The sequence below is a fragment of the Azospirillum humicireducens genome (assembly GCF_001639105.2).
In the GTDB taxonomy this organism is placed as follows: domain Bacteria; phylum Pseudomonadota; class Alphaproteobacteria; order Azospirillales; family Azospirillaceae; genus Azospirillum; species Azospirillum humicireducens.
Window position 1 is genome coordinate 1,700,120 of record NZ_CP015285.1, and the last position, 21,728, is coordinate 1,721,847.

Annotated in this window: 17 protein-coding genes; 7 read left to right on the forward strand and 10 right to left on the reverse strand. The window is 69.2% G+C overall.

Annotated elements, in window-relative coordinates; translation table 11 throughout:
- Positions 1-127: 127 nt before the first annotated feature.
- The 3 genes from A6A40_RS07845 to A6A40_RS07855 all read right to left on the reverse strand — a co-directional run bounded on the left by A6A40_RS07845 (position 128) and on the right by A6A40_RS07855 (position 4,617).
- Positions 128-2,092 carry a M1 family metallopeptidase gene (locus tag A6A40_RS07845; protein WP_063636173.1) on the reverse strand — a complete coding sequence of 655 codons (1,965 nt, stop codon included), beginning with the start codon at positions 2,090-2,092 and terminating at the stop codon, positions 128-130.
- A gap of 69 nt (positions 2,093-2,161) precedes the next feature.
- Positions 2,162-3,796 carry a methyl-accepting chemotaxis protein gene (locus tag A6A40_RS07850; protein WP_158279282.1) on the reverse strand — a complete coding sequence of 545 codons (1,635 nt, stop codon included), beginning with the start codon at positions 3,794-3,796 and terminating at the stop codon, positions 2,162-2,164.
- A gap of 200 nt (positions 3,797-3,996) precedes the next feature.
- Complete coding sequence (locus A6A40_RS07855; protein ID WP_063634907.1) at positions 3,997-4,617, reverse strand: gamma-glutamylcyclotransferase; 621 nt, start codon at positions 4,615-4,617, stop codon at positions 3,997-3,999.
- Positions 4,618-4,710: 93 nt separating this feature from the next.
- Here A6A40_RS07855 and A6A40_RS07860 point away from each other — a divergent pair, with 93 nt between their 5' ends.
- Together A6A40_RS07860 and A6A40_RS07865 are read left to right on the forward strand one after the other, a co-directional pair.
- Positions 4,711-5,775, forward strand: a complete 1,065-nt coding sequence (locus tag A6A40_RS07860) for a DUF2125 domain-containing protein (RefSeq protein WP_063634908.1) — start codon at positions 4,711-4,713, stop codon at positions 5,773-5,775.
- A gap of 148 nt (positions 5,776-5,923) precedes the next feature.
- Positions 5,924-6,691, forward strand: coding sequence for a class II glutamine amidotransferase (locus tag A6A40_RS07865; protein ID WP_063634909.1), 768 nt, complete (start codon positions 5,924-5,926; stop codon positions 6,689-6,691).
- A 19-nt stretch (positions 6,692-6,710) separates the two neighbouring features.
- Here the strand turns inward: A6A40_RS07865 and A6A40_RS07870 are convergent, their stop codons facing one another.
- From A6A40_RS07870 to A6A40_RS07885, 4 genes are all read right to left on the reverse strand, one after another.
- The gene (locus tag A6A40_RS07870) at positions 6,711-7,928 is read right to left on the reverse strand and encodes an ATP-binding response regulator (RefSeq protein ID WP_063634910.1); all 1,218 of its coding nucleotides are present in this window, start codon (positions 7,926-7,928) and stop codon (positions 6,711-6,713) included.
- Between the two features lie 103 nt (positions 7,929-8,031).
- Positions 8,032-8,481, reverse strand: a complete 450-nt coding sequence (locus tag A6A40_RS07875) for a DNA polymerase III subunit chi (RefSeq protein WP_063634911.1) — start codon at positions 8,479-8,481, stop codon at positions 8,032-8,034.
- A 32-nt stretch (positions 8,482-8,513) separates the two neighbouring features.
- The gene (locus tag A6A40_RS07880; protein ID WP_063634912.1) at positions 8,514-10,022 is read right to left on the reverse strand and encodes a leucyl aminopeptidase; all 1,509 of its coding nucleotides are present in this window, start codon (positions 10,020-10,022) and stop codon (positions 8,514-8,516) included.
- A gap of 193 nt (positions 10,023-10,215) precedes the next feature.
- Positions 10,216-11,613: an RsmB/NOP family class I SAM-dependent RNA methyltransferase gene (locus tag A6A40_RS07885; RefSeq protein WP_082860864.1), complete on the reverse strand. Its 1,398-nt coding sequence runs from the start codon at positions 11,611-11,613 to the stop codon at positions 10,216-10,218.
- Positions 11,614-11,981: 368 nt separating this feature from the next.
- Here A6A40_RS07885 and mltA point away from each other — a divergent pair, with 368 nt between their 5' ends.
- From mltA to A6A40_RS07900, 3 genes are all read left to right on the forward strand, one after another.
- Positions 11,982-13,151, forward strand: a complete 1,170-nt coding sequence (gene mltA / locus A6A40_RS07890; RefSeq protein ID WP_063634913.1) for a murein transglycosylase A — start codon at positions 11,982-11,984, stop codon at positions 13,149-13,151.
- Between the two features lie 8 nt (positions 13,152-13,159).
- Positions 13,160-13,705 (forward strand): GNAT family N-acetyltransferase, encoded by a 546-nt coding sequence (locus tag A6A40_RS07895; RefSeq protein WP_236783605.1) that lies wholly within the window; start codon positions 13,160-13,162, stop codon positions 13,703-13,705.
- Positions 13,706-13,776: 71 nt separating this feature from the next.
- Entirely contained in the window at positions 13,777-14,541 is a 765-nt protein-coding gene (locus A6A40_RS07900; RefSeq protein WP_063634915.1) for a TrmH family RNA methyltransferase, read from the forward strand.
- A gap of 80 nt (positions 14,542-14,621) precedes the next feature.
- Here the strand turns inward: A6A40_RS07900 and A6A40_RS07905 are convergent, their stop codons facing one another.
- Complete coding sequence (locus tag A6A40_RS07905; RefSeq protein ID WP_236783606.1) at positions 14,622-17,105, reverse strand: HWE histidine kinase domain-containing protein; 2,484 nt, start codon at positions 17,103-17,105, stop codon at positions 14,622-14,624.
- 454 nt (positions 17,106-17,559) lie between these two features.
- Here A6A40_RS07905 and A6A40_RS07910 point away from each other — a divergent pair, with 454 nt between their 5' ends.
- Positions 17,560-18,171, forward strand: a complete 612-nt coding sequence (locus tag A6A40_RS07910; protein WP_063634917.1) for an NUDIX domain-containing protein — start codon at positions 17,560-17,562, stop codon at positions 18,169-18,171.
- A gap of 47 nt (positions 18,172-18,218) precedes the next feature.
- Positions 18,219-19,112 carry a LysR family transcriptional regulator gene (locus A6A40_RS07915; protein WP_063634918.1) on the forward strand — a complete coding sequence of 298 codons (894 nt, stop codon included), beginning with the start codon at positions 18,219-18,221 and terminating at the stop codon, positions 19,110-19,112.
- A gap of 3 nt (positions 19,113-19,115) precedes the next feature.
- On the opposite strand, the gene recN is transcribed toward A6A40_RS07915, so the two are convergent.
- Both recN and A6A40_RS07925 read right to left on the reverse strand, forming a co-directional pair.
- The gene (gene recN, locus A6A40_RS07920; RefSeq protein WP_063634919.1) at positions 19,116-20,792 is read right to left on the reverse strand and encodes a DNA repair protein RecN; all 1,677 of its coding nucleotides are present in this window, start codon (positions 20,790-20,792) and stop codon (positions 19,116-19,118) included.
- 8 nt (positions 20,793-20,800) lie between these two features.
- On the reverse strand, positions 20,801-21,616 hold the full coding sequence (locus A6A40_RS07925; protein ID WP_063634920.1) for an outer membrane protein assembly factor BamD: 816 nt from the start codon (positions 21,614-21,616) through the stop codon (positions 20,801-20,803).
- Between the last annotated feature and the right edge of the window lie 112 nt (positions 21,617-21,728).

Consider the following 21,728-nt stretch of genomic DNA (forward strand, 5'->3'; position numbering starts at 1 on the left):
GAGAGGGGGCAGGAGCTTTGCGAGGGTTCAGCGGCAGTCCCCTCTCCCGTGATCGGACCGGCCTCCGGCCGGCCGAGAGCGGGGGAGGGTTAGGGAGGAGGCATTCGAAGCCGACACCTCCCCACCCTCACCGCCCCACCACCCGCCGCAGCGGGCTTTCGCCGACCGCCCACACCCCGCGGTCGGTGGCCTTCGCCCCGTCGAACACCAGCCAGCTCTGCCGTCCGTAATGCGGCAGCGGCCGGACCAGCGCCTGCAGCGCGGCAGCATCGGCGCCCGACACCACCAGCGCCGTCCGCCCGTCGGCCGCGCGCGACACCCACGCCCGCGCGCTGCCCCGTCCGGCCAGTTCCGCCGGCACCGGCGGCAGCCCGCGCCTTTCCAACTCCCGCGCCACCGCCGCGTCGGTGCCGACCAGCAGCAGCGGCGCAGTTCCCCCCCCACTCTCCCGTGCCACGCCGTCCATCAGACGGTCGGCCAGCGCCCTCGCGGCCTCGACCGCGTCGCCGTCGGCGGCGATCACCCGCTCGGCACCAGGGCGCAGGGTAACGTCGCGCAGGATCGGCGGCGCCTCGCCCGGCGCAAGCCGGCGGAACAGGTCGAAATCGGGATCGACGGCCACCGCCCGGACCGCAGCCTTGGCGGTCACGCGCAATGTCGTGTCCTTCCCATCGAAGCGCAGCCTGTGGTCCTCGACACCCGCAGCCGTCTCCAGCCGCACCGGCACGGTCAGGGCATAGGGCCGGTCGGCCTCCTGCCGCAGGGTCAGCAGCACGCCGTCACCATCGGCACGGGCATCCGCCAGCGTCAGCAGTGGTGCGCCCCGCCGCTCCAGCCATTGGGCGAACAGCCCGCCGAGGTCGCGGCCTGACGCCGCCTCGAAGGCGCGGCGCAGGTCGGACCAGCCGGCATCGCGGAAGGCGTGGTCGCTCCAGAAGCGCCGGATACCGGCATCGAAGGCGTCGCGGCCGATCTCCGCCTCCAGCATGTGGAACAGCATCGCCGCCTTGCCGTAGCCGACGATCTGCGCGGCGTCATGCGTCTTGGACCGGAACTCCGTCAGCGGACGGTCACGCTCGGCCGGCAGGGCGGCATAGTCGCGCAGCCAGTCCAGCCGCATCGCCCGCGCAGCGTCGGCACCGCGGTCGCGGGCGGCGGCGTAATCGGCCATGTAGGTGGTCAGCCCCTCCGCCCAGTTGCCGCCGGCGCCGACGCGCACGCCGTTGCCCCACCAGTTGTGCATGATCTCGTGGGTCAGCGACTGGCTGCGGATGAAGGGCAGCGGCAGGACGGAGCGGCCGATGGCGGTCAGTCCCGGAAAGCCCAACCCCACCGGCGGCGGAACCGAAACGATGCTGAATCCATCGAACGGATAGGCGCCAATGCGGGCCGCTCCGGCGGCGATGGCCTGCTCCGACAAGGCGAGATAGCCGTCGGCCAGCCCGGTCTGTTCGAGATGGCGGTAGAGACGCAGGCGCAAGGCTCCGGCCATCCGCTCCTCGACCGTCCAGGGACCGGCGAAGACGGACGGTTCCTCGACGCTGCGGGTTTCCTCGAACACGGCGCGGTAGCCGGCGGCGTCACGTTCCTCCTCCACCAGCCGCCCTGTCGCGACGGCGACATAGGGCGCCGGCAACCGCAGCGACAGCCGCCAGCTGGGCGGCCCGTCGGTATCGACGGCCGGGTCGGCCCCGGCATCGGGCAGCCAGCCGCCCCACCCCGGCAGGAACGCGCCCTCCCCGTCCAACGCCAGCCCGGTCCCGGCGGTGAAACCCGGCAGCCGCCCGCCATAGCGGATGGTCACCGCCCCGCCCCCGTCCGGGACGTTCAGCCGCAGCCGGTCGCCGCGGCGGTCGGTCGAAACGGAGCGGTCGCCGATCCGCACCTCATGCAGGATCAGCGCAGGGTCCAGCCGCAGAGACTGCGCCCCGGCCGGCAGGGTCAGCCGGTCCACGGCCTCCAGCCGGCCGGCGGCGGGGTCGAGCGTCAGCTCGATGTCATGGTGAAGCGGCGCGGCGCCGGCCGGGGCGACCACGCCCAGGACCAGGGCCGCTCCCGCCAGGGCCAGGGCCCGGATGCGCAGGGTCGTCATGCCCACGACTATAGCGCCGAAACGGCTGGGAGCCAGCGGCAGCCAGCTCCCTGCCCGTTCGTTGGCGGCTCAGGCGGCCCGGATGTTGGCGACGAAGCCTTCGACCTCGCCGCGCAGCTTCTCCGCGACACCCACCAGCCGGTCGGCTTCGCCGAGCATCGCCTCGGCCTTGCCGCCGGCATCGACGGACGCGTCGTTGGCGCCGGCCACGTTCAGCGACACCGCCTGGGCGCCCTCCGCCGCATTGTGGACATTGCGCGAAATCTCCGAGGTCGCCGCCCCCTGCTCCTCGACCGCGGCGGCGATGGTGCTGGCGATGCCGGTCATCTGCCCGATGATGCCGCCGATGTCGCGGATCGCCACGACCGCCGCGTCGGTCGCCTGCTGGATCTCGGAAATCTTCCGCTGAATGTCCTCGGTGGCGCGGGCGGTCTGGCCGGCCAGCCCCTTGACCTCGCTGGCGACCACGGCGAATCCCTTGCCATGTTCACCGGCGCGGGCGGCCTCGATCGTCGCGTTCAGGGCGAGGAGATTGGTCTGGCCGGCGATGGAGTTGATCAGGCTGACGACTTCGCCCACCTCGTTGGCGGCGCGGACGAGACCGTCCATGATCTGGTTGGTCTTGCTCGCCTCGTCGACCGCGCGATGGGCAATCTCGCTCGACACGCCGGCCTGCCTTCCGATCTCGCTGATCGAGCTGGTCAATTCCTCGGCGGCTGCGGCGACGGAACCGATGCTGGCCTTCGCCGAATCGGCGGCCTGGAACGCGGCGCTGCTGCGGTCGGTGGCGACGCTGGCGCTGTCGGTCAGGGTCCTCGCCGTCACCCGCATGGTTCCGGCCGAGGCCGTCACCAGCCGCACCACCTCGCCGATCGAGCGCTCGAACGAATCCGCCAGCTTGGCGAGCAGAGCGGCGCGGTCCGCCTGCGCCTTCACCCTCATCTCCTCCTGTTGCAGGCGCAGGGTATGGTTCTCGGCGGCGCGATCCTTGAACACGCTCATGGCCGCGGCCATCTCGCCGATCTCGTCTCGACGGCTGGAATCGGTCACTGCAACGTCGACATCGCCATCGGCAAGGCGGCGCATGACCTGGGTCAGCCGCGTCAGGGGCTTGGTGATGGAGCGGGCGATCAGCAGCGCCATGAGCGCCGCAATGCCGCCCAACATCGCTGCGATCAGAGCGGCTTCAAGCGCATGGGCGCGGAAATCGGCCTCGATGTGGTCGACGAAGACGCCGGACCCCACCACCCACTTCCATCCGGGCGACATCGCCGCATAGGCAACCTTCAGGAGCGGCGCTTCATCCGCGTTCCTCTGCCAGGAAAAATAGACATGTCCGCCGCCGGCGCGTGCCGCCTCGCCCAGCATCCGGGCATAGGGAACGCCGTTCACATCGCGAACCCCACCGAAGTCGCGCCCCTCCAACTGCGGCTGGACCCCGTGGACCAGCAGCTTGTTGTCCGGGCTGGTGATGAAGAAATAGTCGGACCGGCTGCCATGCCGCATGGTGCGGATGACATCGCGCGCCTTGGTCTGGGCGTCCTCGACGGACATTTCCCCCTTGGCCGAGCGATCCTCGAAATAGCGGACGACGCCCATCGCCACTTCCACCACGGCGCGGACCTTGTCCTGGTTGGCCACCTCCTGGGAGGTCCGCATCGACTTCAGCAGAAGCGCACTCCCCGCGACGAACACCAGCAACATGACAATCGGCAGGCTGATAAGCTTCCTGTTTATAGTAATTCTCAATGCCATCTGAGACTCTCGTCGAAGGTCGTGCGTTTTCGGCGCCATCATAGGCCCCATCGACGCCCACGATGAAGATGATTAAAACCCCAATTTGTGACGAAATTTATGATAGAAGAACTTCAAGTGCAGATTTCCAATTCACAGTCAATATTATCTCACCCATCAGCAATGGACCGACTTCGGTCCGAAGCAAGACGCAGAAGCCGGGAAAGCCGGCCGTCCCGAATCCCCAGCCCATCCAGATGCCGGACTGTGTTCGCGAGATACTCGATGTTGGGTCCGCGCTGGCCGCAGCAGTCGGCGATGCGACAAACCACCGCGGACTCATCCAGGCCGCGGCAATATTGCGGATGGTCGCGGTCGACGACGAAGCAACAGGCGCGCACCGCCTCCAGCCCCCCGGCAGACCGGCCGTCGCGCAGCCGGACCTGCAGCAGCTTCGGCCGATAGACGCGGTTGATCATCTCCCGCTCCCACAGGCAATCGAGCGTGGCCGGCACATCGGCCACCGCCACCCGGAAGACGATGCCGCGGCAGGAGCCGCCGCGGTCGAGCCCGAGAACCAGCCCCGGCCGCTCCGGCGTGCCTCGGTAACGGTGGGAGGAGACGCAGAAGCTGCGGTGATAGCCCGGCAAAGTCGCCGCATGCCGCTCGACGAAGGGAAATTCCGGGTTCCACATCAGGGAGCCATAGCCGAACACCCAGAGGTCGCTGCCGGGTTCGACCGCGATGTCGGCGGACCAGGCGGGACGCGGCAGCTGCGAATCGGGAGCCATCGGGTATGAAGACTGTCCAGAAGCGAATCGGCGATGCCCAAACCTAGCATGCGCCTTCCGGGGTCGCTATAAGGGTACGGAGATGGAACGGACATGCCACCGATGCGCCCCAGCCCCGCCACTTCCGCGCCGCGCCGCCTGCTGACCGGGCGCAGGATCGCCACGATCCTGCTGCTGATGGTCCTGCTGCTGCCGGCTGTCGTGTATAGCCTGTGGTGGTGGCAGGCGGCCCGCGCCGTACGCGGCGGGCTGGAGGACTGGGTTGCCGCGCAGCGCGACAACGGGGCGGTGGTGGAGCATGGCGGCCTGAGCGTCGGCGGTTTCCCCTTCGCCCTGCGGGCGGAACTGGAGAAGCCGCATCTGGCCACCCGCGGCGCCGAATGGCAGGGCGCGCGGCTGGTGGCGGAGGCGGCGCCCTGGAACCCCACCCGGATCGCCCTGACCTTTCCCGGCGAACAGCGGCTGTCGGTGGTGCAGCCCGGCCAGCCGCCGATCGACATCCTGGCCCCGCAGGGCGGCAATGGCGACGTGACCATGCGGATGTCGGGCACACTGGAGCGGCTCGCCCTTCGCTTCACCGGCCTGACCGCGCAGGTCGCCGGGCAGTCGGTGCCGGTCGCAGCATTGGACGTCGGCGCCGCCCAGCCGGACCAGCCGCCGGCCGAACGAACCACCGCCGGCCTGACCGTCACCCTGTCCGCCGACGGCCTGACCCTGCCCGACGGCATGCCACCGACGCTGGGCCGCGAGGTGAAGCGGACGGAACTCACCTTGCGCGTCATGGGCGCCCCGCCGCGCCCCGAACCGGCCAGCCTGTCGGCCTGGAGCCGCAACGGCGGCACGGTGGAGGTGGACCGGCTGGCGCTGGACTGGGGACCGCTGGGGGCGGTGCTGTCCGGCACGCTGGCATTGGATGCGCAGCTTCAGCCGCAGGCGGCGCTGACCGCCGAAATCCGCGGAGCGCCGGCGATCCTCGACGCGGTGAAGCCGATGATGCGCCCGAACGAGGCCGCCATCGCCCGCACCGTCCTGACCATGCTGGCCCGCCCGACCGGCCCGAATGGCGAGCCGGTGGTCACCGCCCCCGTCACTGTGCAGGACCGCGCCCTGTTCGTCGGCCCGCTGCGCGTCGCCGCCCTGCCCAGGGTCGTGTGGTGATCGAAGCGGGGGGCGCCCGTGCCGAACCGGCGGAAATGCAACACCCGCCAGGCGGCATGACGGATTCGTGACTCCGCCCCTTGTTTCACACCCCGCATCGGGTCAAATTGACGCAGTTCCTGTCGCGGCTGCCATGGTGCGTCGGTCGATGTGTCGGTTTCTTGCCTATTGCGGCGAGCCTGTGTTCCTGGAAACGCTGGTCTGCACGCCCTGCCATTCCCTGATCGAACAGTCGATGCATGCCGCGGAGGCGAAGACCGAGACCAACGGTGACGGTTTCGGCGTCGGCTGGTACAGCGAGCGGACCGAGCCCGGCCGCTATTGCGAGATCCGCCCGGCCTGGTCGGACGAGAATTTGCAGTCGATCTGCAGCCATGTCCGCTCCCATCTGTTCTTCGCCCATGTACGGGCGGCCACCGGAACCGCGGTCAGCCGCGCCAACTGCCACCCCTTCAAGGCCGGGCGCTTCCTGTTCATGCACAATGGGCAGGTCGGCGACTGGCCCCGCCTGCGCCGCAAGGTGGAGGCGATGATCCCGGACGAGCTGTATGGCACCCGCACCGGCACCACCGACAGCGAGGCGATCTTCCTTGCCGCCCTCGGCCAGGGACTGGAACGGGATTCGGTCGGCGCCTTCCAGCGCGTCCTGCACGCCATCCGCGACGAGATGCGGATGCTGGGCATCACCGCCCCCCTGCGCTTCACCGCGACCTGGACCGACGGAGAGCGGGTGTGGGCGGTGCGTTGGGCGTCGGACGACAAGCCGCCGAGCCTCTACTGGCGCCGCGGCGACAACGGGCTGATCGTGGTGTCGGAGCCGGTCGATTCCCAGCGCGACCAGTGGCGTCCGGTCCCGCCCGGCGGCGGGTTGGTCGCCCGCATCGGCGCGGCGCCGGAGATGTTCACCTTTCATTGAGGGGGCGAGTTCTGCGGAGTCAGCCCCCCAGCAGCCGCTCCTTCGGCAGCAGGATCGTCACCGCCGTTCCCCGCCCCGGCGCGCTGTCGACCTCGACGCCGCCGCCATGCAGCTCGGCGAAGCGCCGGACGATGGGGAGGCCCAACCCGACGCCCTCATGCTGGCGGACCAGCGAGCGTTCGGCCTGGGTGAATGGGTTGAAGATGCGGCCCATCAATTCGGTCGGGATGCCGGGACCGTCGTCGCGCACGGCAACGCCGACGAAATTGCCGCGGTCCTCCACCGCCAGCACCACATGGCCGCCGGGCTGGGTGAACTTGACCGCATTGTCCAGCAGGTTCAGCACCATCTCGCGCAGCCGGCGGCGGTCGATCCGCATACGGAAGGGCGGGCAGGGATGCACCGTCAACGCCAGCCGCTTGGCCGAAGCCTTCGGCGCCAGCATGTCGGCGCAGCCGGCCAGCAGCTGTGGGACATTGACGTCGCTCTCCTGGATCTCGATCGAGCCGGTCGACCCGCGCGTGTAGTCCAGGATGTTGTTGACCATGGTCAGCAGCGCCCGGCCGCTGTCCTCGATCAGCTTCACATATTCCAGATAGTCGGGATGGCCCAGCTTGCCCATCCCCTCTCCCGCCAGCACGTCGGCGAAACCGATGATGGAGTTCAGCGGTGTGCGCAGCTCATGGCTCATCACCGCCAGGAAGTCCAACTTGGCGCGGTCTGCCTGGCGCGCCGCCTCCAGCGCATCCGACAGTTCGGCCGTTCGTTCCGACACCCGGCGCTCCAGCTCGCGGTTCTGCTCCGCGGCGCGGCGGTAGAGCTTGCGGATCTCCACCATGTTGCGGACACGGTGCAGCAGTTCCCAGGCGATGAAGGGCTTGGTCAGGAAGTCGTTGGCACCCAGTTCCAACGACTTGCGCCGGGTATCCTGGTCGGTCTGGGCGGTCAGCACCAGCACCGGCACGTAATCGTCGCCGAAGACCGGCTTCAGCCGCTCCATCAGTTCGAAGCCGCTCATGTGCGGCATGCGGATGTCGATCAGCAGCAGGTCGAACGGCTCGGCCGCGCAGAGGTCCGGCACCTTGCGCGGATCCGTCTCGCCGATAACGCGGGTGTAGCCGTCGTGACCGAGGATTTCGCGCAGCAGGTCGACGTTGGACTGGTTGTCGTCCACGATCAGGATGCTGGCGTCCCTGACCTGCTGGGCGAGCGCCGGGTCGAACTGGCTCCTGTTCATTGGGGAGTCCGCACCTTTGACCATCCACACCGGCAATCAGATTCATTTCTGAACGGATCGAATGCAAATGAAATGAGCGGAGGCCCCCACCGGACCGTCCCGGTCAGGCCCGCTTTTCCCAGCCGCCGCGCTCGGTCTGCTGCCAGTAGGTCAAGGAATGGCCTGCCGACTTGCAGGCCTTCCAGCGCTGGCGGGCGGCCAGCACCGCCTCGTCGTCATTGCCGTCGAACAGGTCGCAGACAAGGTCGTAGCTGTCCATCCGGTCGCTGACACAGCCGTCCACCGTCACCAGCACGGTGGCGCCGTTGGGGTTCTCGTCGGCATCGGTCAGCCACACCGGCTGTTTGTCGGCGAAGCCGTCGCGCGCCGCCCCATGCGGCAGGAAGGAGCCGGGATCGTAGGTCCACAGATGCTGGTTCAGCATGTCCACCCTCTCCGGCGACCCGGCGAGCACGACGGCGCGCCAGTTGCGCTCAAGAACCTTTTCCAGGATCTTGGGCAGCGCCTGCTCCATCGTGCGCCGTTGCAGATGGTAGAAGCGGACTTCGGTCATGGCTCCTTCACGCACACATCAAGCCTCGGCCATCACGCCTCGTGGAAGTCCGCCACGAAACGGTCGAGCAGACGCACGCCGAAGGCGGAGGCCCCCTTCGGAACCGTGGCGCCGTCCTTCTTCGCCCAGGCGACGCCGGCGATGTCGATGTGGGCCCAGGGCACGTCGTTGACGAAGCGCTTCAGGAACTGCGCGCCGACGATGCTGCCGGCCCCGCCGCCCGATCCGGTGTTCTTCATGTCGGCGGCCGGCGATTCGATCTCCTTGTCATAGGCGTCGCCCAGCGGCATGCGCCACACCGGCTGGCCCACCTTCAGGCCGGCGGCCGTCAGGTTCGTGGCAAGCTCGTCGTCGTTGGCGAACAGGCCGGCATGCTCATGGCCGAGCGCCACGATGACGGCACCGGTCAGGGTGGCGAGATCGACCATCAGCTTGGGCTTGTAGACGTCCTGCGCGTACCACAGGCAGTCGGCCAGCACCAGGCGGCCCTCGGCGTCGGTGTTGATGACCTCGATGGTCTGGCCCGACAGCGAGGTGACGATGTCGCCCGGACGCTGCGCCGTGCCCGACGGCATGTTCTCCACCAACCCGACGATGCCGATGGCGTTGACCTTCGCCTTGCGGGCGGCCAGCGCATACATGGTGCCGATCACGGTGGCGGAGCCGCCCATGTCCCACTTCATGTCTTCCATGCCGGCCGCACCCTTGATCGAGATGCCGCCGCTGTCGAAGGTCACGCCCTTGCCGATGAAGGCGACCGGACGCTTGTCGTCGGCGTCGGGGTTGCCGTTCCAGCGCATGACGACCACGCGCGGCTCGAAGGCGCTGCCCTGGGCGACGCCCAGCAGGGCGCCCATGCCGATCTTCTTCAGCTTCTTCTGGTCGAGGATCTCGACCTCGACACCGAACTGCTCCAGCTCCTTCGTCTTCTCGGCGAGGCTTTCCGGATAGATGACGTTGGCCGGCTCCGACACCAGATCGCGGGTGAAGCGGATGGCGTCGGCCAGCGTGTCCAGCTTCTTGAAGGCGGCCTTGGCGGCGCCCTCTTCCTCGACCAGCAGCGTCAGCTTGCGCAGGCTGGGCTTCGGCTCCTTCTTGTCGGCCTTCCGGTCGTTGGTCCGGTACTTGTCGAACTTGTAGGAGCGCAGCTGCGCGCCGAAGGCGATCTCGGCCGCGGCGGCGGCCGGCGACTGCGTGGCGCCCTCGGGCAGCTCGACCAGCAGCGCCGCCTCGTCGGCGGCCTTGTCCAGCTGAACGGCAATCGCGCCGCCGGCAGCCTGGAGGATCAGGTCGGTCAGGTCCGCACCCTTGCCGATGCCGACCAGCAGGATGCGGTCCAGCTCGGTCCCGGCCGGGGCAAGCAGCGTCAGCGTCTCGTCCTTCTTGCCGGTGAAGCGGGCGGCGGCCATGGCGCGGGCCAACGCCCCGCCGGTCTTCAGATCGAGCTCGCGCCCGAGCGGGCCGAGACCGCGGTCGGCGGCGACGGTCACGGCAAGCACGCCGGAAGCAGGCAGGGACGGCTTGGCGAAGGAGAACTTCATCTGGTCCTCTTGGGAGGTGGGGCGGAAATGCCCGGACGAATTCAGCGGCGGAAAGCCTACCCCACCGATAAGGAGCGCGCCACCCCGGCTGTCAAGGGCGGGAGGTGGTTGGAGTCTTGCGGAGCGAGACCCCCACCTATCCTCCCCCGCTGGGCGGGGGAGGGTTAGGGAGGGGGCATCAGCAAGCGCTCACTCACGCGTCGATCGCCTTGCCCAGCTCGACCGGATCGACCTCGCCCTGCTCCACGCCGACATCCGACACGCTCTCCTGCGAGACGGTCTCTTCCGCGCGGCGTTCCAGCACGGCGGCGAAGAAACCGTCGGTGTCGTGCTTCGCCGGGGTCAGGCGCAGATACGGCCCTTCGACCGGCGGGGCGCCGGCCTCCTCCTCCGCCCACACCTCGGCGACCGGCTTCACGACGAAGTCGTGGTGGGTCTGCAGGAAGGCTTCGACCTGCGCCTCGTTCTCGTCATGCAGCATCGAGCAGGTGGCGTAGATCAGCCGCCCGCCCGGCTTCACCAGACGCGCCGCGCTGTCGAGGATGTTGGCCTGCAGCGGCAGCAGCTGCTCCAGCCCCGGCCCGAGCTGGCGCCAGCGGGCATCCGGATTGCGGCGCCAGGTGCCGGTGCCGGAGCAGGGGGCGTCGACCAGCACGCGGTCGAACTTGCGCTTGTGGCGCTTCACCCAGGGGTCGCGCTCGCTGGTGAGCGGATGCGCTTCGATGTTGTGCAGGCCGGCGCGGCGGAACCGCTCGGCCGCGCGCTTCAGGCGCTTGTCCAGCACGTCGCAGGCGACGACGCGGCCCTTGTTCTTCATCAGCGCGGCGACGGCCAGAGTCTTGCCGCCGGCCCCGGCGCAGAAATCGACCACCTGATGGCCGGGCTTCGGCGCAACCGCCAGCGCCACCAGCTGCGAGCCCTCGTCCTGGATCTCGACCAGACCGTCCTTGAAGGCGTCGACGCTGCCCAGCGGCGGCCGGCCCTTCACCCGCAGGCCCAGAGGCGACCAGCGCGTGGTCTCCGCCGTGATCTGCGCCTTGGCCAGCGCCTTGATGGCGCTCTGCTGGTTGGCCTTCAGCGGGTTGATGCGCAGGTCGAGCGGGGCCGCCTCCAAGAGCTTCTCCATCTCCACCCCGAAGCGGTCGCCCAGCGAGGCGCGCATCGCCGCTTCCGCCCAATCCGGACACTCCACCCGCACCGTCTCCGGCATGTCGGGATGGTCCATCGTGTGGCTTTCCAGCTTGCCGACCATCGCCAGCTCGTCGTCGGTCAGGCGGGCGGGGGCGAACTTGCCGCCGCTGAACATCTCCAGCACCACGCCGGCGTTGCGGTTCTCTTCCAGCAGCAGATAGGCCAGCACGCGGGCGCGCGGGGTGGGACGCTCGTAGCCGCCGCGCTCGATCCACCAGCCGAGCCGCGCATGGCGGCGCAGGATCGCATAGGCCATCTGGGCGACGGCGGTGCGGTCCTTCGACCCGATGTAGCGGCGGTTGCGGAAATAGGCGCTCATCACCGCGTCGGCGGGGCGAGGGGTCTCGTCGATCTCGGTCAGCAGATCGATGACCGCCTGGAGGCGGGCGGCGGGTGTCATGGCGTCTGGTCCCTTGGGGTGTCTCATGGCGGCGAACAGGACCGCGGCCGGCATGGTCCGGGTCGATGATCCGGAGTTCGGGCGGTCCTTCGCGTATGGCTGTCGATACCGCGTTTGCCGCGCGCTGTCACGCTTCGCCGCCGCGGGGCAGCCCGGACGGCGACTCGGGGGAACGCCGCTCGGCACGCTGCGCCGTGACAAGCGGCCGCGACCTATCCGAAAGTTCAGGTTGGATATTGACGACTCGGGGTAACCACCGGCACAAACAATCGGGTGATGTGACCTTCGCGTGACCGGTGCGGCCCCTGTGGCCGGCGGGCGGCCGGGTCTTCGACCGACATGATGGATCTTTGCGGCGGAGTTGCGCGATGGCGGCTGCGGCTGGGGTGGCGTGTGCGCGTGTGTTGAAGCGGGCCGGCAGGCTGTCGCTGGTCGCGGGGCTTCTGGCGACGCTGGCGGCCTGCGCCGGCACCGCCCCGATGGTCGAGGGGCAGCGCCCGACGGCTCAGCGCCCGACGCTGGATCAGGTGGCGCCCGACTTCCGCCATCTCGCCGGCTGGATCGACGACGACCATGCCCAGGCGGTGCCCGCGGTGCAGCGCACCTGCGGCTGGGTGAGGAACCAGCCGCCCGGTAAGCCGCTGGGGCAGCTGCGCGCCGCCGGCACCACCGACGACTGGCGGGCAATCTGCGCCGCCGCCCGCGACCTGCCCCCCGGCGACAGCGAGGCGGCGCGCCGCTTCTTCGAGGCGTTCTTCGCGCCGCGCGACGTCAGCAAAGGCGAGGACGGCCTGTTCACCGGCTATTACGAGATCGAACTGCACGGCAGTTGGACGCGCACCGAGCGCTACAACGTCCCGCTCTACCGCATGCCGCCGCGCGGCAAACGCGGCCTCCCCACCCGCGCCCGGATCGAGGCCGGCGCGCTGAAGGGCAAGGGTCTGGAGCTGATGTGGGTGGACGACCCCATCGCCGCCTTCTTCCTGGAGATCCAGGGATCCGGCCGGGCGATCATGGCCGACGGGTCGGTGGTCGGGATCCATTACGCCGGCCAGAACGGTCACAGCTATTACCCGATCGGCCGCCATATCATCGACATCGGCGACGCCACGCCGGAGCAGATGTCGCTGCAGCTGATCCGCCGCTGGCTGAAGGACCATCCGGCGGAGGCCCAGCGGGTGATGAACCTCAACCCCTCCTACGTCTTCTTCAGGGTGAAGCCGGAGGTCGGCGCCCGCGGCTCCCGCAACATGGGGCTGACGCCCGGCCGCAGTCTCGCCGTGGATGCGGAGCATATCCCGCTGGGCGTGCCGCTCTGGCTGGAGGTGCGCGACGCCCCGGTGCCGGGCGGCGCCATCAGGCGGCTGGTGGTGGCGCAGGACACCGGCGGCGCCATCAAGGGCCCGGTGCGCGGCGACCTGTTCTGGGGCCACGGCCCGCAGGCGGAGGACGGGGCCGGCGTGATGAAGGCGCGCGGCCGCTACACCATGCTGGGGCCGCGCAACCTGTCGGTCGAGACCGCCCAGCGGAAGGGATGACCGCGGACGTGACGACGGCTGGAGGGAACATCCGGCTGGACCGGCTGACCGACCTGCCCGACCGCGATGCGGCGCTGGCGGCGCTGGTGGAGATCTTCTTCGCCTCCACCAGCCGGACGGAGTTCGCCTCGGATGCCGAACGCGCCGCCTTCCTCGCCACCTGGACCGGCTGGTATGTGGATGATGCGCCGCGGGACATCTGGATGGCGGTGGCGGATGACGGGCTGGTGGTGGGCTACCTCACCGGCTGCAAGGACAGCGCCGGCGCCCCGGAGCTTGCCCGCCGCATTCCGAAATACGAAGTCTTCGCCGACCGTTTCGCCGCCTACCCCGCCCATTTCCATGTGAATGTCCGGCCGGGCTGGCGGGAGCACGGGCTCGGCCGCCGGCTGGTCGACCGTTTCGCCGGGGATTGCCGGGCCGACGGCCTGCCCGGCGTGCATCTGATCACCGCCGTCTTCGCCCGCAATGTCGAGTTCTACCAGCGCGCCGGCTTCACCGACGCCTGCCAGCGCGGGCCGCTGCTGTTCCTGGGCCGGACGCTGAAGACCTGACTTCGGCTCCTGACTTTGGGGGCGCGGCTGTGCTAGGCAGAGCGCATCTCCCTGCCGGAAAGCCCGTTGCCATGTCCCGCCCGCCCCTGCTGATCGAAAGCCCGCAGAACCCGCAGTTCAAGCTGTGGGAATCGGCGCTGGAAAGCCGCGGGCTGAAGAAGAACGGCAAGTTCCTGCTGGCCGGGCTGAAGACGGTGCCGGAGGCTCTGCGCCACCATTCCGACCGCTTCGAGCGCATCCTGTTCACCGATCCGGCGCAGATATCGTCCTGGCGCCTGCCGCCGGGGGTGGAGCCGGTTCAGCTCGCCCCGGCCCTGTTCCGGGCGCTCGACGTGTCGGGCACCGGCTTCCCGCTGCTGGTCGGCGCCGTGCCGAAGATGCCGGCCATCGACCTGTCGCAGCCGCCGCAGGGGCTGGAACTGCTGTGCGCGCTGGGCGATCCCAGCAATCTGGGCGCGCTGCTGCGCAGTGCAGCATCCTTCGGCGTGTCGCGGGTCGTGCTGCTGGAGGGGGCGGCGCATCCCTTCCATCCCAAATGCCTGCGCGCGGCGTCCAACGCGCAGTTCGCCCTGACCCTGCTGCGCGGCCCGCGCTGGAGCGCGGTGAACGAGGCGGCGGGGCCGCTCTATGCGCTGGACGGCGGGGGAGAGGATCTGACCCGCTTCGACTGGCCGGCGGACATGCGGCTGATCCTGGGCGAGGAAGGACAGGGGGTGCCGGCGGACTGTCCGGCGATCCGGCTGTCGGTGCCGACGACCGGCGCGGTGGAGTCGCTGAACGCCACCGTGGCGGTCAGCGTGGCGCTGTTCGCGCGGTATGCGGCTGGTAAGGGGTAGGCTTCGGATGCCCCCTCCCCAACCCTCTCCCGCAAAGCGGGGGAAGGTTGGGGAGGGGGCAATCGTCAGCCGACGCCTCCCTACCCCATCACCGAAGCCAGCACCTGCACAACCTGGTCCGACCCGTAGGGTTTCTTCAGCACTGGCACGTCCGAAAACCGTTCCGGCACCGCGGCCGACTCGCCATAGCCGGTGGCGAACACGAAGGGGATGCCCAGCTCCCGCAGCCGGTCGGCGACGGCGACCGAGGTTTCGCTGCCCAGGTTGACATCCAGAACGCCGACGACCGGCGGATCATCCTCAAGCAGGCGCAGGGCGTGGCGGACGCCGGCGGCGGTGTTGACGCGGGCGGCGCCGAAGCTCAGCAGCACATCCTCCGTCGCCATCGCGATGATCATGTTGTCCTCCAGCAGCAGCACCGGGCCGTCGATGGAGAAATCGGCCGTCTGCACCCGCGGTTTGGTCCGGCCGCTGTCGGGCAGGCTGGCGGCGACGGTGACATAGTGTGCCGGGATCATGAAGCGCGCCCGCAGGCCCGACAGCGCATAGGTCACCTCGGCCACGCCCTGCAGGTCGTGGGGGACGGAGCGCTCGATCACCGTGGTGCCGAAGCCGGTGCGGGAGGGCGCACGCACCGGCGGGCCGCCATTCTCCCGCCAGTCGAACAGCAGCCGCCCGCCCTCGTCGATCGACCAATCGGCCTCGACCCAGCCGCCGCCGTCGCTGAGCGCGCCGTATTTGGCGGAATTGGTCGTCAGTTCATGCACCACCAGCGCGAAGACGGAAAATGCCTGCGGTGCCAGCAGCACGTCCGGACCGGTCAGCCGCACCCGTTCGCTCTTTGCCGAGAGATAGGCGCCGATCTCCGCCGCGATCAGAGCGCGCAGCGCCGCCGGCCCCCAATTGTCGGCGGTGATCTGGTCATGGGCGCGGGCCAGCGCCTCGATCCGGCCGGCGACGATGGCGGCGAACTGCTGCACCGTCTCCGCCCCGCTCTCGCTCTGGCGCACCAGCGCGCGGACGAGGCTGAGGATGTTGCGGACGCGGTGGTTCAGTTCGGCGATCAGCAACTCCTGCCGCTCGGCAGCCTCCTTGCGGGTGCGGCCGGCGACATCGGCCAGCCGCAGAACCACCTCCAGCAGAGTCACCCGCAGCGATTCGGCGCTGCGCTGGTCCAGATCGCTCCAGGGGAGCGAACGGCCATGCACGGTCTCCTTCCAGGCCTCGAAGCTCTTGCGGGGGGTCAGGCGCGGACCGTTTGGGCCGTACTGCGCCGGCTTCGACGGGTCGCCGCCCCAGGTGACGGTGCGGACCAGTTCCTTGCGGAAGAAGACCAGATAGTCGCGCGGCGTGCGCGAGACCGGGATGGCGAGCAGGCCGCAGGCCCGTTCGGTGAAGTCGCGGGCCGGCGGATGGACGGTTCCCAACTGGTCGGTGAGATAGACCTTGCTGGGCGGAGTCCGATGCAGGAAGCGCATGACGCCGAGAGTCTCCTCCCGCGTCGGCGTCTCGCCTTCCATGTGCAGCTGACCGTCGATGCAGCAGGCGAAGCCGTCGCACTGGATCAGCGTGCGCAGTTCGGTGGCGAAGGTGACGAGGCTGTCCAGCGGCGAATCGCTATCGGCCAGCATCGACATGATGCGGACATGGGCGCGGCGGACCTGCGCCTCGCGCTGATCCTCCTGCTCGCGCTCCCGCCCTTCAAGCAGGAGCGAGACCATCTGGCCGAACAGCTCCGCGGTGGTGCGCCGCTCGAAGGACAACGAGCGGGCCTGCCGGTTGTGGCAGGCAAACAGGCCCCACAGCTTGCCGTGCCGCAGAATCGAGACCGACAGCGAAGCACCGACGCCCATGTTGCGCAGATACTCGACATGGATCGGCGAGACGCTGCGCAGCAGGCTGAGCGACAGGTCCAGCGGCAGGCCGGTGGGGTCGAGCGCCGGGATCACCGGCACCGGCGGCGCGTTCACATCGGCGATGCAGCGCAGCCAGCTGCGCTCGTACAGCCGCCGGGCCTGCTGCGGGATGTCGGAGGCCGGATAGCGCTGCCCGAGAAAGCTGCCGATGCCGTGCACCGCCGATTCCGCGATCACCTCGCCGGCGCCGTCGGCATCGAAACGGTAAACCATCACCCGGTCGAAACCGGTCAGCGCCCGCATCTGGCGCGCCGACTCGCGGCAGAAGGCGTCGAAGCCGCGGGTGTTCTGGACCCGCCCGATCATGGAGCGCAGCAGCGATCCGGAATCCTGCGGCCCCGCGCCCTCGCTGGGTTCCGCCTCGATCACGATGGTGGAACCGGAAAGATGGACGGCGACGTCGCAGACCGGAGCGGTTTCCGACAGTTGCACGGAGAAGGCGCGTTCGACGCTGCCGTTGATGTGGGCCACCTGCAACCTGCCGCGGATGGTGTGCAGCGCGTCCGCATCGATCGCGCGCGACAGCGGCGTTCCAAGCAGATCCGCGGCCTCCACCCCCAGCCAGCGGCCGGTGTTGGCCGAGGCGTGCAGGACGATCCAATCCGCCGTTGCGGCGATCAGGAAACCGGTGGGCTGGATAAGGCCCAACTGGTGGATGGGCTCCCGGTCACAATCGGTGAGGTCGACAGACCCCGATGGAACCGGGCCGTTCATCGAACATAGACTTCGGACAAACGCGACCTCGAGCGGTAGCTAGACCAGCGGCGTTCGTCACGCCCTGACAAGGGATTCTTACAACAATCTAGGCACGGCCATGCATCGCCGCAACGCTCCAAATTGGCTATTCCTATGCTCTTATTAAGGAACATTAACTTAACATAGGATAAGTTCTGGCGCATTTCGCACGTAATTTGAGCCTTATCCTCGATCAAGGAGGATTTCGCCCGAGTTCCGCACCCCGTCCGCGCCAGATGACGTCTTGTGCCCGAAAGGGATTGTCACCCCCAAGATTCCGGTATGGAACCCATCGCATTCGTCGGGCTGCATCGAAGCGCTGCGCGGTTCAGGATTCCGCCCGTTCCATCAATGATCGGGTTGACCCATGACACCGCTGCCCACAGGCGAAGACGAGCGCATCCGCATCCGCGAGGTCACGCTGCTGTCCGACGACTGGTATGTGCTGAAGAAGACCAGCTTCGACTATCGCCGCCGCGACGGCAGCTGGCAGACCTTGAGCCGCGAGACCTACGACCGCGGCAATGGGGCAGCGCTGCTGCTGTACGATCCCACCCGCAGCACCCTCCTGCTGACCCGGCAGTTCCGATTTCCGGCCTACGTCAACGGTCATGCCGAACCGCTGCTGGAGGTGTGTGCCGGCCTGCTCGACGACCGCAGTCCGGAGGAGACGATCCGGGCGGAGGCGGCGGAGGAGCTGGGCGTGGCGGTCCGGGCGCCGCGCCGGGTGTTCGACGCCTTCATGAGCCCCGGTTCGGTGACCGAGCGGCTGGCCTTCTTCGTCGCCGAATACCGCGCAGCCGACCGCGGAACGGGAGCCGGTGCAGGGGGCGGGATCGCCGAGGAGGGCGAGGACATCGAGGTGGTCGAGTTGACCTTCGCCGACGCCCTTGCCATGGTCGCCAGCGGGGCGATCCTGGACGGCAAAACCATCATGCTGCTGCAGTATGCCGCCCTTCACGGACTGCTGCAGCGGTGACGGCCACCGCCCGCCGCGCCGGAGCAGGCGATTGGGACGGGGAGTGGATGATTGACGACACGGAACTTGACTGGGAGGACATCCGCGCCTTCCTGGCCACGGCACGCTGCGGCAGCCTGTCCGGCGCTGCGCAAAAGCTGGGGTTGAGCGCGCCGACCCTGGGGCGTCGGCTGAAGCGGCTGGAGGATGCGTTGGGCGGCCCGCTGTTCGACCGGCTGCCGAACCGGCTGGCGCTGACCGCACTCGGCCGGTCGGTGCTGGACAGTGCCGCGGCGATGGGCGACGCCGCCGCGACCTTCGCCCGCCATGCCGACCGGCTGGCCGCGGCGGCGCAGCCGGTGCGGGTGACGGCGACGACCTCCGTCTCTGCGTTCCTCACCGTCCATCTGCCCGACCTGCTCGCCGAAACGGGAGCGGACCTGACCATCCTCAGCACCCGCAACGCGTTGAACCTCGCCCAGCGGGAGGCCGACATCGCACTGCGGATGGACCGGGTTCCGGACCAGGGCGATCTGGTCACCCGCCGTCTGGCCAGCTTCGGCTTCACGCTCTATGCGGCGCGGGGTCTGCACGCCGACTGGTCCGGCCGCTGGGACGGCGTCCCGGTGGTCGGCCTGCCGGAGACCAGACGGCGCCCCTCCCAATCGGGATGGGTGGACGACACCGTCCTGGAGCGCGGCGCCCGCATCGTGGCGCGGCTCAGCGAATTGCCAATGCGGCTCGACGCCGTTCGCCGCGGGCTGGGCCTGTCGCTGCTGCCCTGCGTGCTGGGCGATGCCGAACCGGCGCTGGTCCGCGTGGTGGAGCCGCCGGCAGCCCTGCGTGAAGACGTCCATCTGCTGGTCCACCGCGACCGGCGCGATGCGCCGGCCGTCGCGGCGGTGGTGGAGGCGCTGGTGCGTCTGTTCCGCCGCCACGCCGACGCACTGGCAGGGAAATGACCCTCAGCCGCGGCCGGCGATCAGGCTGTCGGCGGCCGCGCGGGCTTCAGCCGTGACGGTGGCGCCGGACAGCATGCGGGCGATCTCCTCGCGCCGTTCGTCGCCGTCCAATTCGGCGACGCCGGTGGTCACCTGCTCGCCCTTCTGCGACTTCTGCACCTTCAGATGGACGGCGCCGCGCGCCGCGACCTGCGGGCTATGGGTGACGACCAGCACCTGCAGGCCATGGCCCAGCGTCTCCAGCCGCTCGCCCACCGCCGCGGCAACGGCGCCGCCGATTCCGGTGTCCACCTCGTCGAACACCAGCGTGCCGACGGTGGAGGTCTGGGCCAGCACCACCTTCAGCGCCAGCATGAAACGCGCCAGCTCGCCGCCCGAGGCGATCTTGTTCAGTGCCCCCGGCGGGGAGCCGGGGTTGGTCGCGACCTGGAAAGCGACGCGGTCGATGCCGGACGCGTTCCATTCCGCCTCGTCGAGCGGCTCGACCAGCGTGCGGAACTTGGCCTTTTCCATCTTCAGCGGCGCCAGTTCTCCGGCCACCGCGATATCCAGCCGGCCGGCGGCCTCGCGGCGGGCGGCGCTCAGCGCCTCGGCGGCCTTGTGGAAGGTGACGCGGGCCTGCGCCGCCTCCTTCGCCAATTTGGCCAGCAGGTCGCCCTGATCCTCGATCAGCAGCAGGCGGCCGGCCATCTCCTCGCGCAAAGCGGCCAGCGCGTCCACGTCCACGCCATGCTTGCGGGCGGCGGCGCGCAGCGCGAACAGCCGCTCCTCCAGCTTTTCCAGCGCGCGCGGGTCCATATCGACCCCGCTGGAGACGGCCTGCAGGGCGGCGATGGCCTCCCCCGCCTCGGTCGCGGCGCGGTCGAGGGCGGCGATCACCGGGTCGAGCGTGCCGCCGGCCCGGTCGGCGATGCGGCTCAAGGTGCGGATGGCCGAGGACAGAGCCCGCTCGACGCCACGGTCGCCCGACAGCTCCGCATAGGCGGCATTCATGCCGTCGACCAGCTTCTCCCGGTGCATCAGCACCGCGCGGGTCTCCGACAGTTCCTCCTCCTCGCCGGGCTTGGGGGCGAGCGCATCCAACTCGGCCACGGCGTGGCGGAGATATTCCTCTTCGGAGCGGGCACGGGCGATGTCGGCGGCGGCGGAATGGCGCGCATCCTCGACCTGACGCCAGGCCCGGTGCGCCGCGGCGACCTGCGCCGCCTGCGCCGACAGCCCGGCATAGGCATCGAGCACGCCGCGATGGGTCTGAGGGTTCAGCAGGCCGTGGGTGTCGAACTGCCCATGCACCTCGACCAGTTCGGCGCCGAGCGACTTCAGCAGCCCGACGCCGACCGGTTGGTCGTTGACCCAGGCGCGGCTGCGCCCGTCGGTGTTGACGGTGCGGCGGATCACCAGGGCGCCATCGCCTGCATCGGCGTCGAGCCCCTGCTCCTTCAGGATGGCAAAGGCCGGGTGGTCGCCCGACAGCTCGAACTCCGCGGTGACGGAGGCCTGATCGGCGCCATGGCGGACCAGACCGGAATCGGCCCGCGCGCCGAGGGCAAGCCCCAGCGCGTCGAGCAGGATCGACTTGCCGGCGCCGGTCTCGCCGGTCAGGGCGCACAGGCCCTTGCGGAAGGACAAGCTCAGCCGCTCGATCAGGACAACGTCCCGGATCGTCAGCGACACGAGCATGGAGCGTCCTAGAACAGGGAGTTCCAGGCTTTGCTGATCCACGACTTCTCGTTTCGCTCGGGACGCAGATTGGCGTCCACCAGCAGTGCGTAGCTGTCCGTGTACCATTCGCTGCCGGGGAAGTTGTGGCCGAGCACGGCCGCGGCGGCCTTCGCCTCGTCGGTCACGCCCAGCGCCAGATAGGACTCCACCAGCCGGTGAAGCGCCTCCGCCACATGGGACGTGGTCTGGTAATTTTCAACGACGACGCGGAAGCGGTTGATCGCGGCGGTGTACTGGTGCTGACGCAGGTAGAAGCGACCGACCTCCATTTCCTTGCCGGCAAGGTGGTCGTTGGTCAGATCGATCTTCAGCTTGGCGTCGCGGGCGTATTTGCTCTCGGGGAAACGGCGCACCACCTCCGACAGGGCGTCGAGCGCCTGCCGGGTCATCCGCTGGTCGCGGCGCACATCGGTGATCTGCTCGTAATAGCACAGTGCCCGCATGTAATAGGCATAATCGACATCCGGGCTGCCCGGATGAAGCTGGATGAAGCGATCGAGCGCCAGGATGGCGTCGTCATACTTCAGATCCTGATAGTGGGCGTAGGCGGCAAGGAGCTGCGCCTTGCTGGCCGACTCCGAATAGGGATGCTGCCGCTCCACCTCGTCGTAGAGCTTCGCGGCCTTCTTGAAGGCCTCCTCGCGCATCGCAGCGTCGGCTTCGGACAGAAGCTGATCGGCCGGACGTTCGACATACGCGTCCTCCTTGGTGGAGGAACAGGCGGTCAGGGCGGCGGACAGGAGGATGGCCGTCAGCGGCAGGCGGTACGGGCGAGGAAGCATCGTCGTCTTGAGCGCTTTCGAAGTTGCCCCTGTATAGCACGCGGGGGTAAGGGCGCCGCAAGCGGTAACGCGGGGGTGGGACGGGCAATCGGATCTGGAGAGTGGAAATCCG

Coding starts and splice junctions, on each gene's coding strand:
- A6A40_RS07925 (WP_063634920.1), bottom strand. CDS start 21,616: ATGCTTCCTCGCCCGTACCGCCTGCCGCTGACGGCCATCCTCCTGTCC.
- A6A40_RS07880 (WP_063634912.1), bottom strand. CDS start 10,022: ATGAAGTTCTCCTTCGCCAAGCCGTCCCTGCCTGCTTCCGGCGTGCTT.
- A6A40_RS07870 (WP_063634910.1), bottom strand. CDS start 7,928: ATGAACAGGAGCCAGTTCGACCCGGCGCTCGCCCAGCAGGTCAGGGAC.
- A6A40_RS07915 (WP_063634918.1), top strand. CDS start 18,219: ATGATTGACGACACGGAACTTGACTGGGAGGACATCCGCGCCTTCCTG.
- A6A40_RS07885 (WP_082860864.1), bottom strand. CDS start 11,613: ATGACACCCGCCGCCCGCCTCCAGGCGGTCATCGATCTGCTGACCGAG.
- A6A40_RS07845 (WP_063636173.1), bottom strand. CDS start 2,092: ATGACGACCCTGCGCATCCGGGCCCTGGCCCTGGCGGGAGCGGCCCTG.
- A6A40_RS07900 (WP_063634915.1), top strand. CDS start 13,777: ATGTCCCGCCCGCCCCTGCTGATCGAAAGCCCGCAGAACCCGCAGTTC.
- A6A40_RS07875 (WP_063634911.1), bottom strand. CDS start 8,481: ATGACCGAAGTCCGCTTCTACCATCTGCAACGGCGCACGATGGAGCAG.
- A6A40_RS07910 (WP_063634917.1), top strand. CDS start 17,560: ATGACACCGCTGCCCACAGGCGAAGACGAGCGCATCCGCATCCGCGAG.
- A6A40_RS07860 (WP_063634908.1), top strand. CDS start 4,711: ATGCCACCGATGCGCCCCAGCCCCGCCACTTCCGCGCCGCGCCGCCTG.
- recN (WP_063634919.1), bottom strand. CDS start 20,792: ATGCTCGTGTCGCTGACGATCCGGGACGTTGTCCTGATCGAGCGGCTG.
- A6A40_RS07865 (WP_063634909.1), top strand. CDS start 5,924: ATGTGTCGGTTTCTTGCCTATTGCGGCGAGCCTGTGTTCCTGGAAACG.
- A6A40_RS07850 (WP_158279282.1), bottom strand. CDS start 3,796: ATGTTGCTGGTGTTCGTCGCGGGGAGTGCGCTTCTGCTGAAGTCGATG.
- mltA (WP_063634913.1), top strand. CDS start 11,982: ATGGCGGCTGCGGCTGGGGTGGCGTGTGCGCGTGTGTTGAAGCGGGCC.
- A6A40_RS07855 (WP_063634907.1), bottom strand. CDS start 4,617: ATGGCTCCCGATTCGCAGCTGCCGCGTCCCGCCTGGTCCGCCGACATC.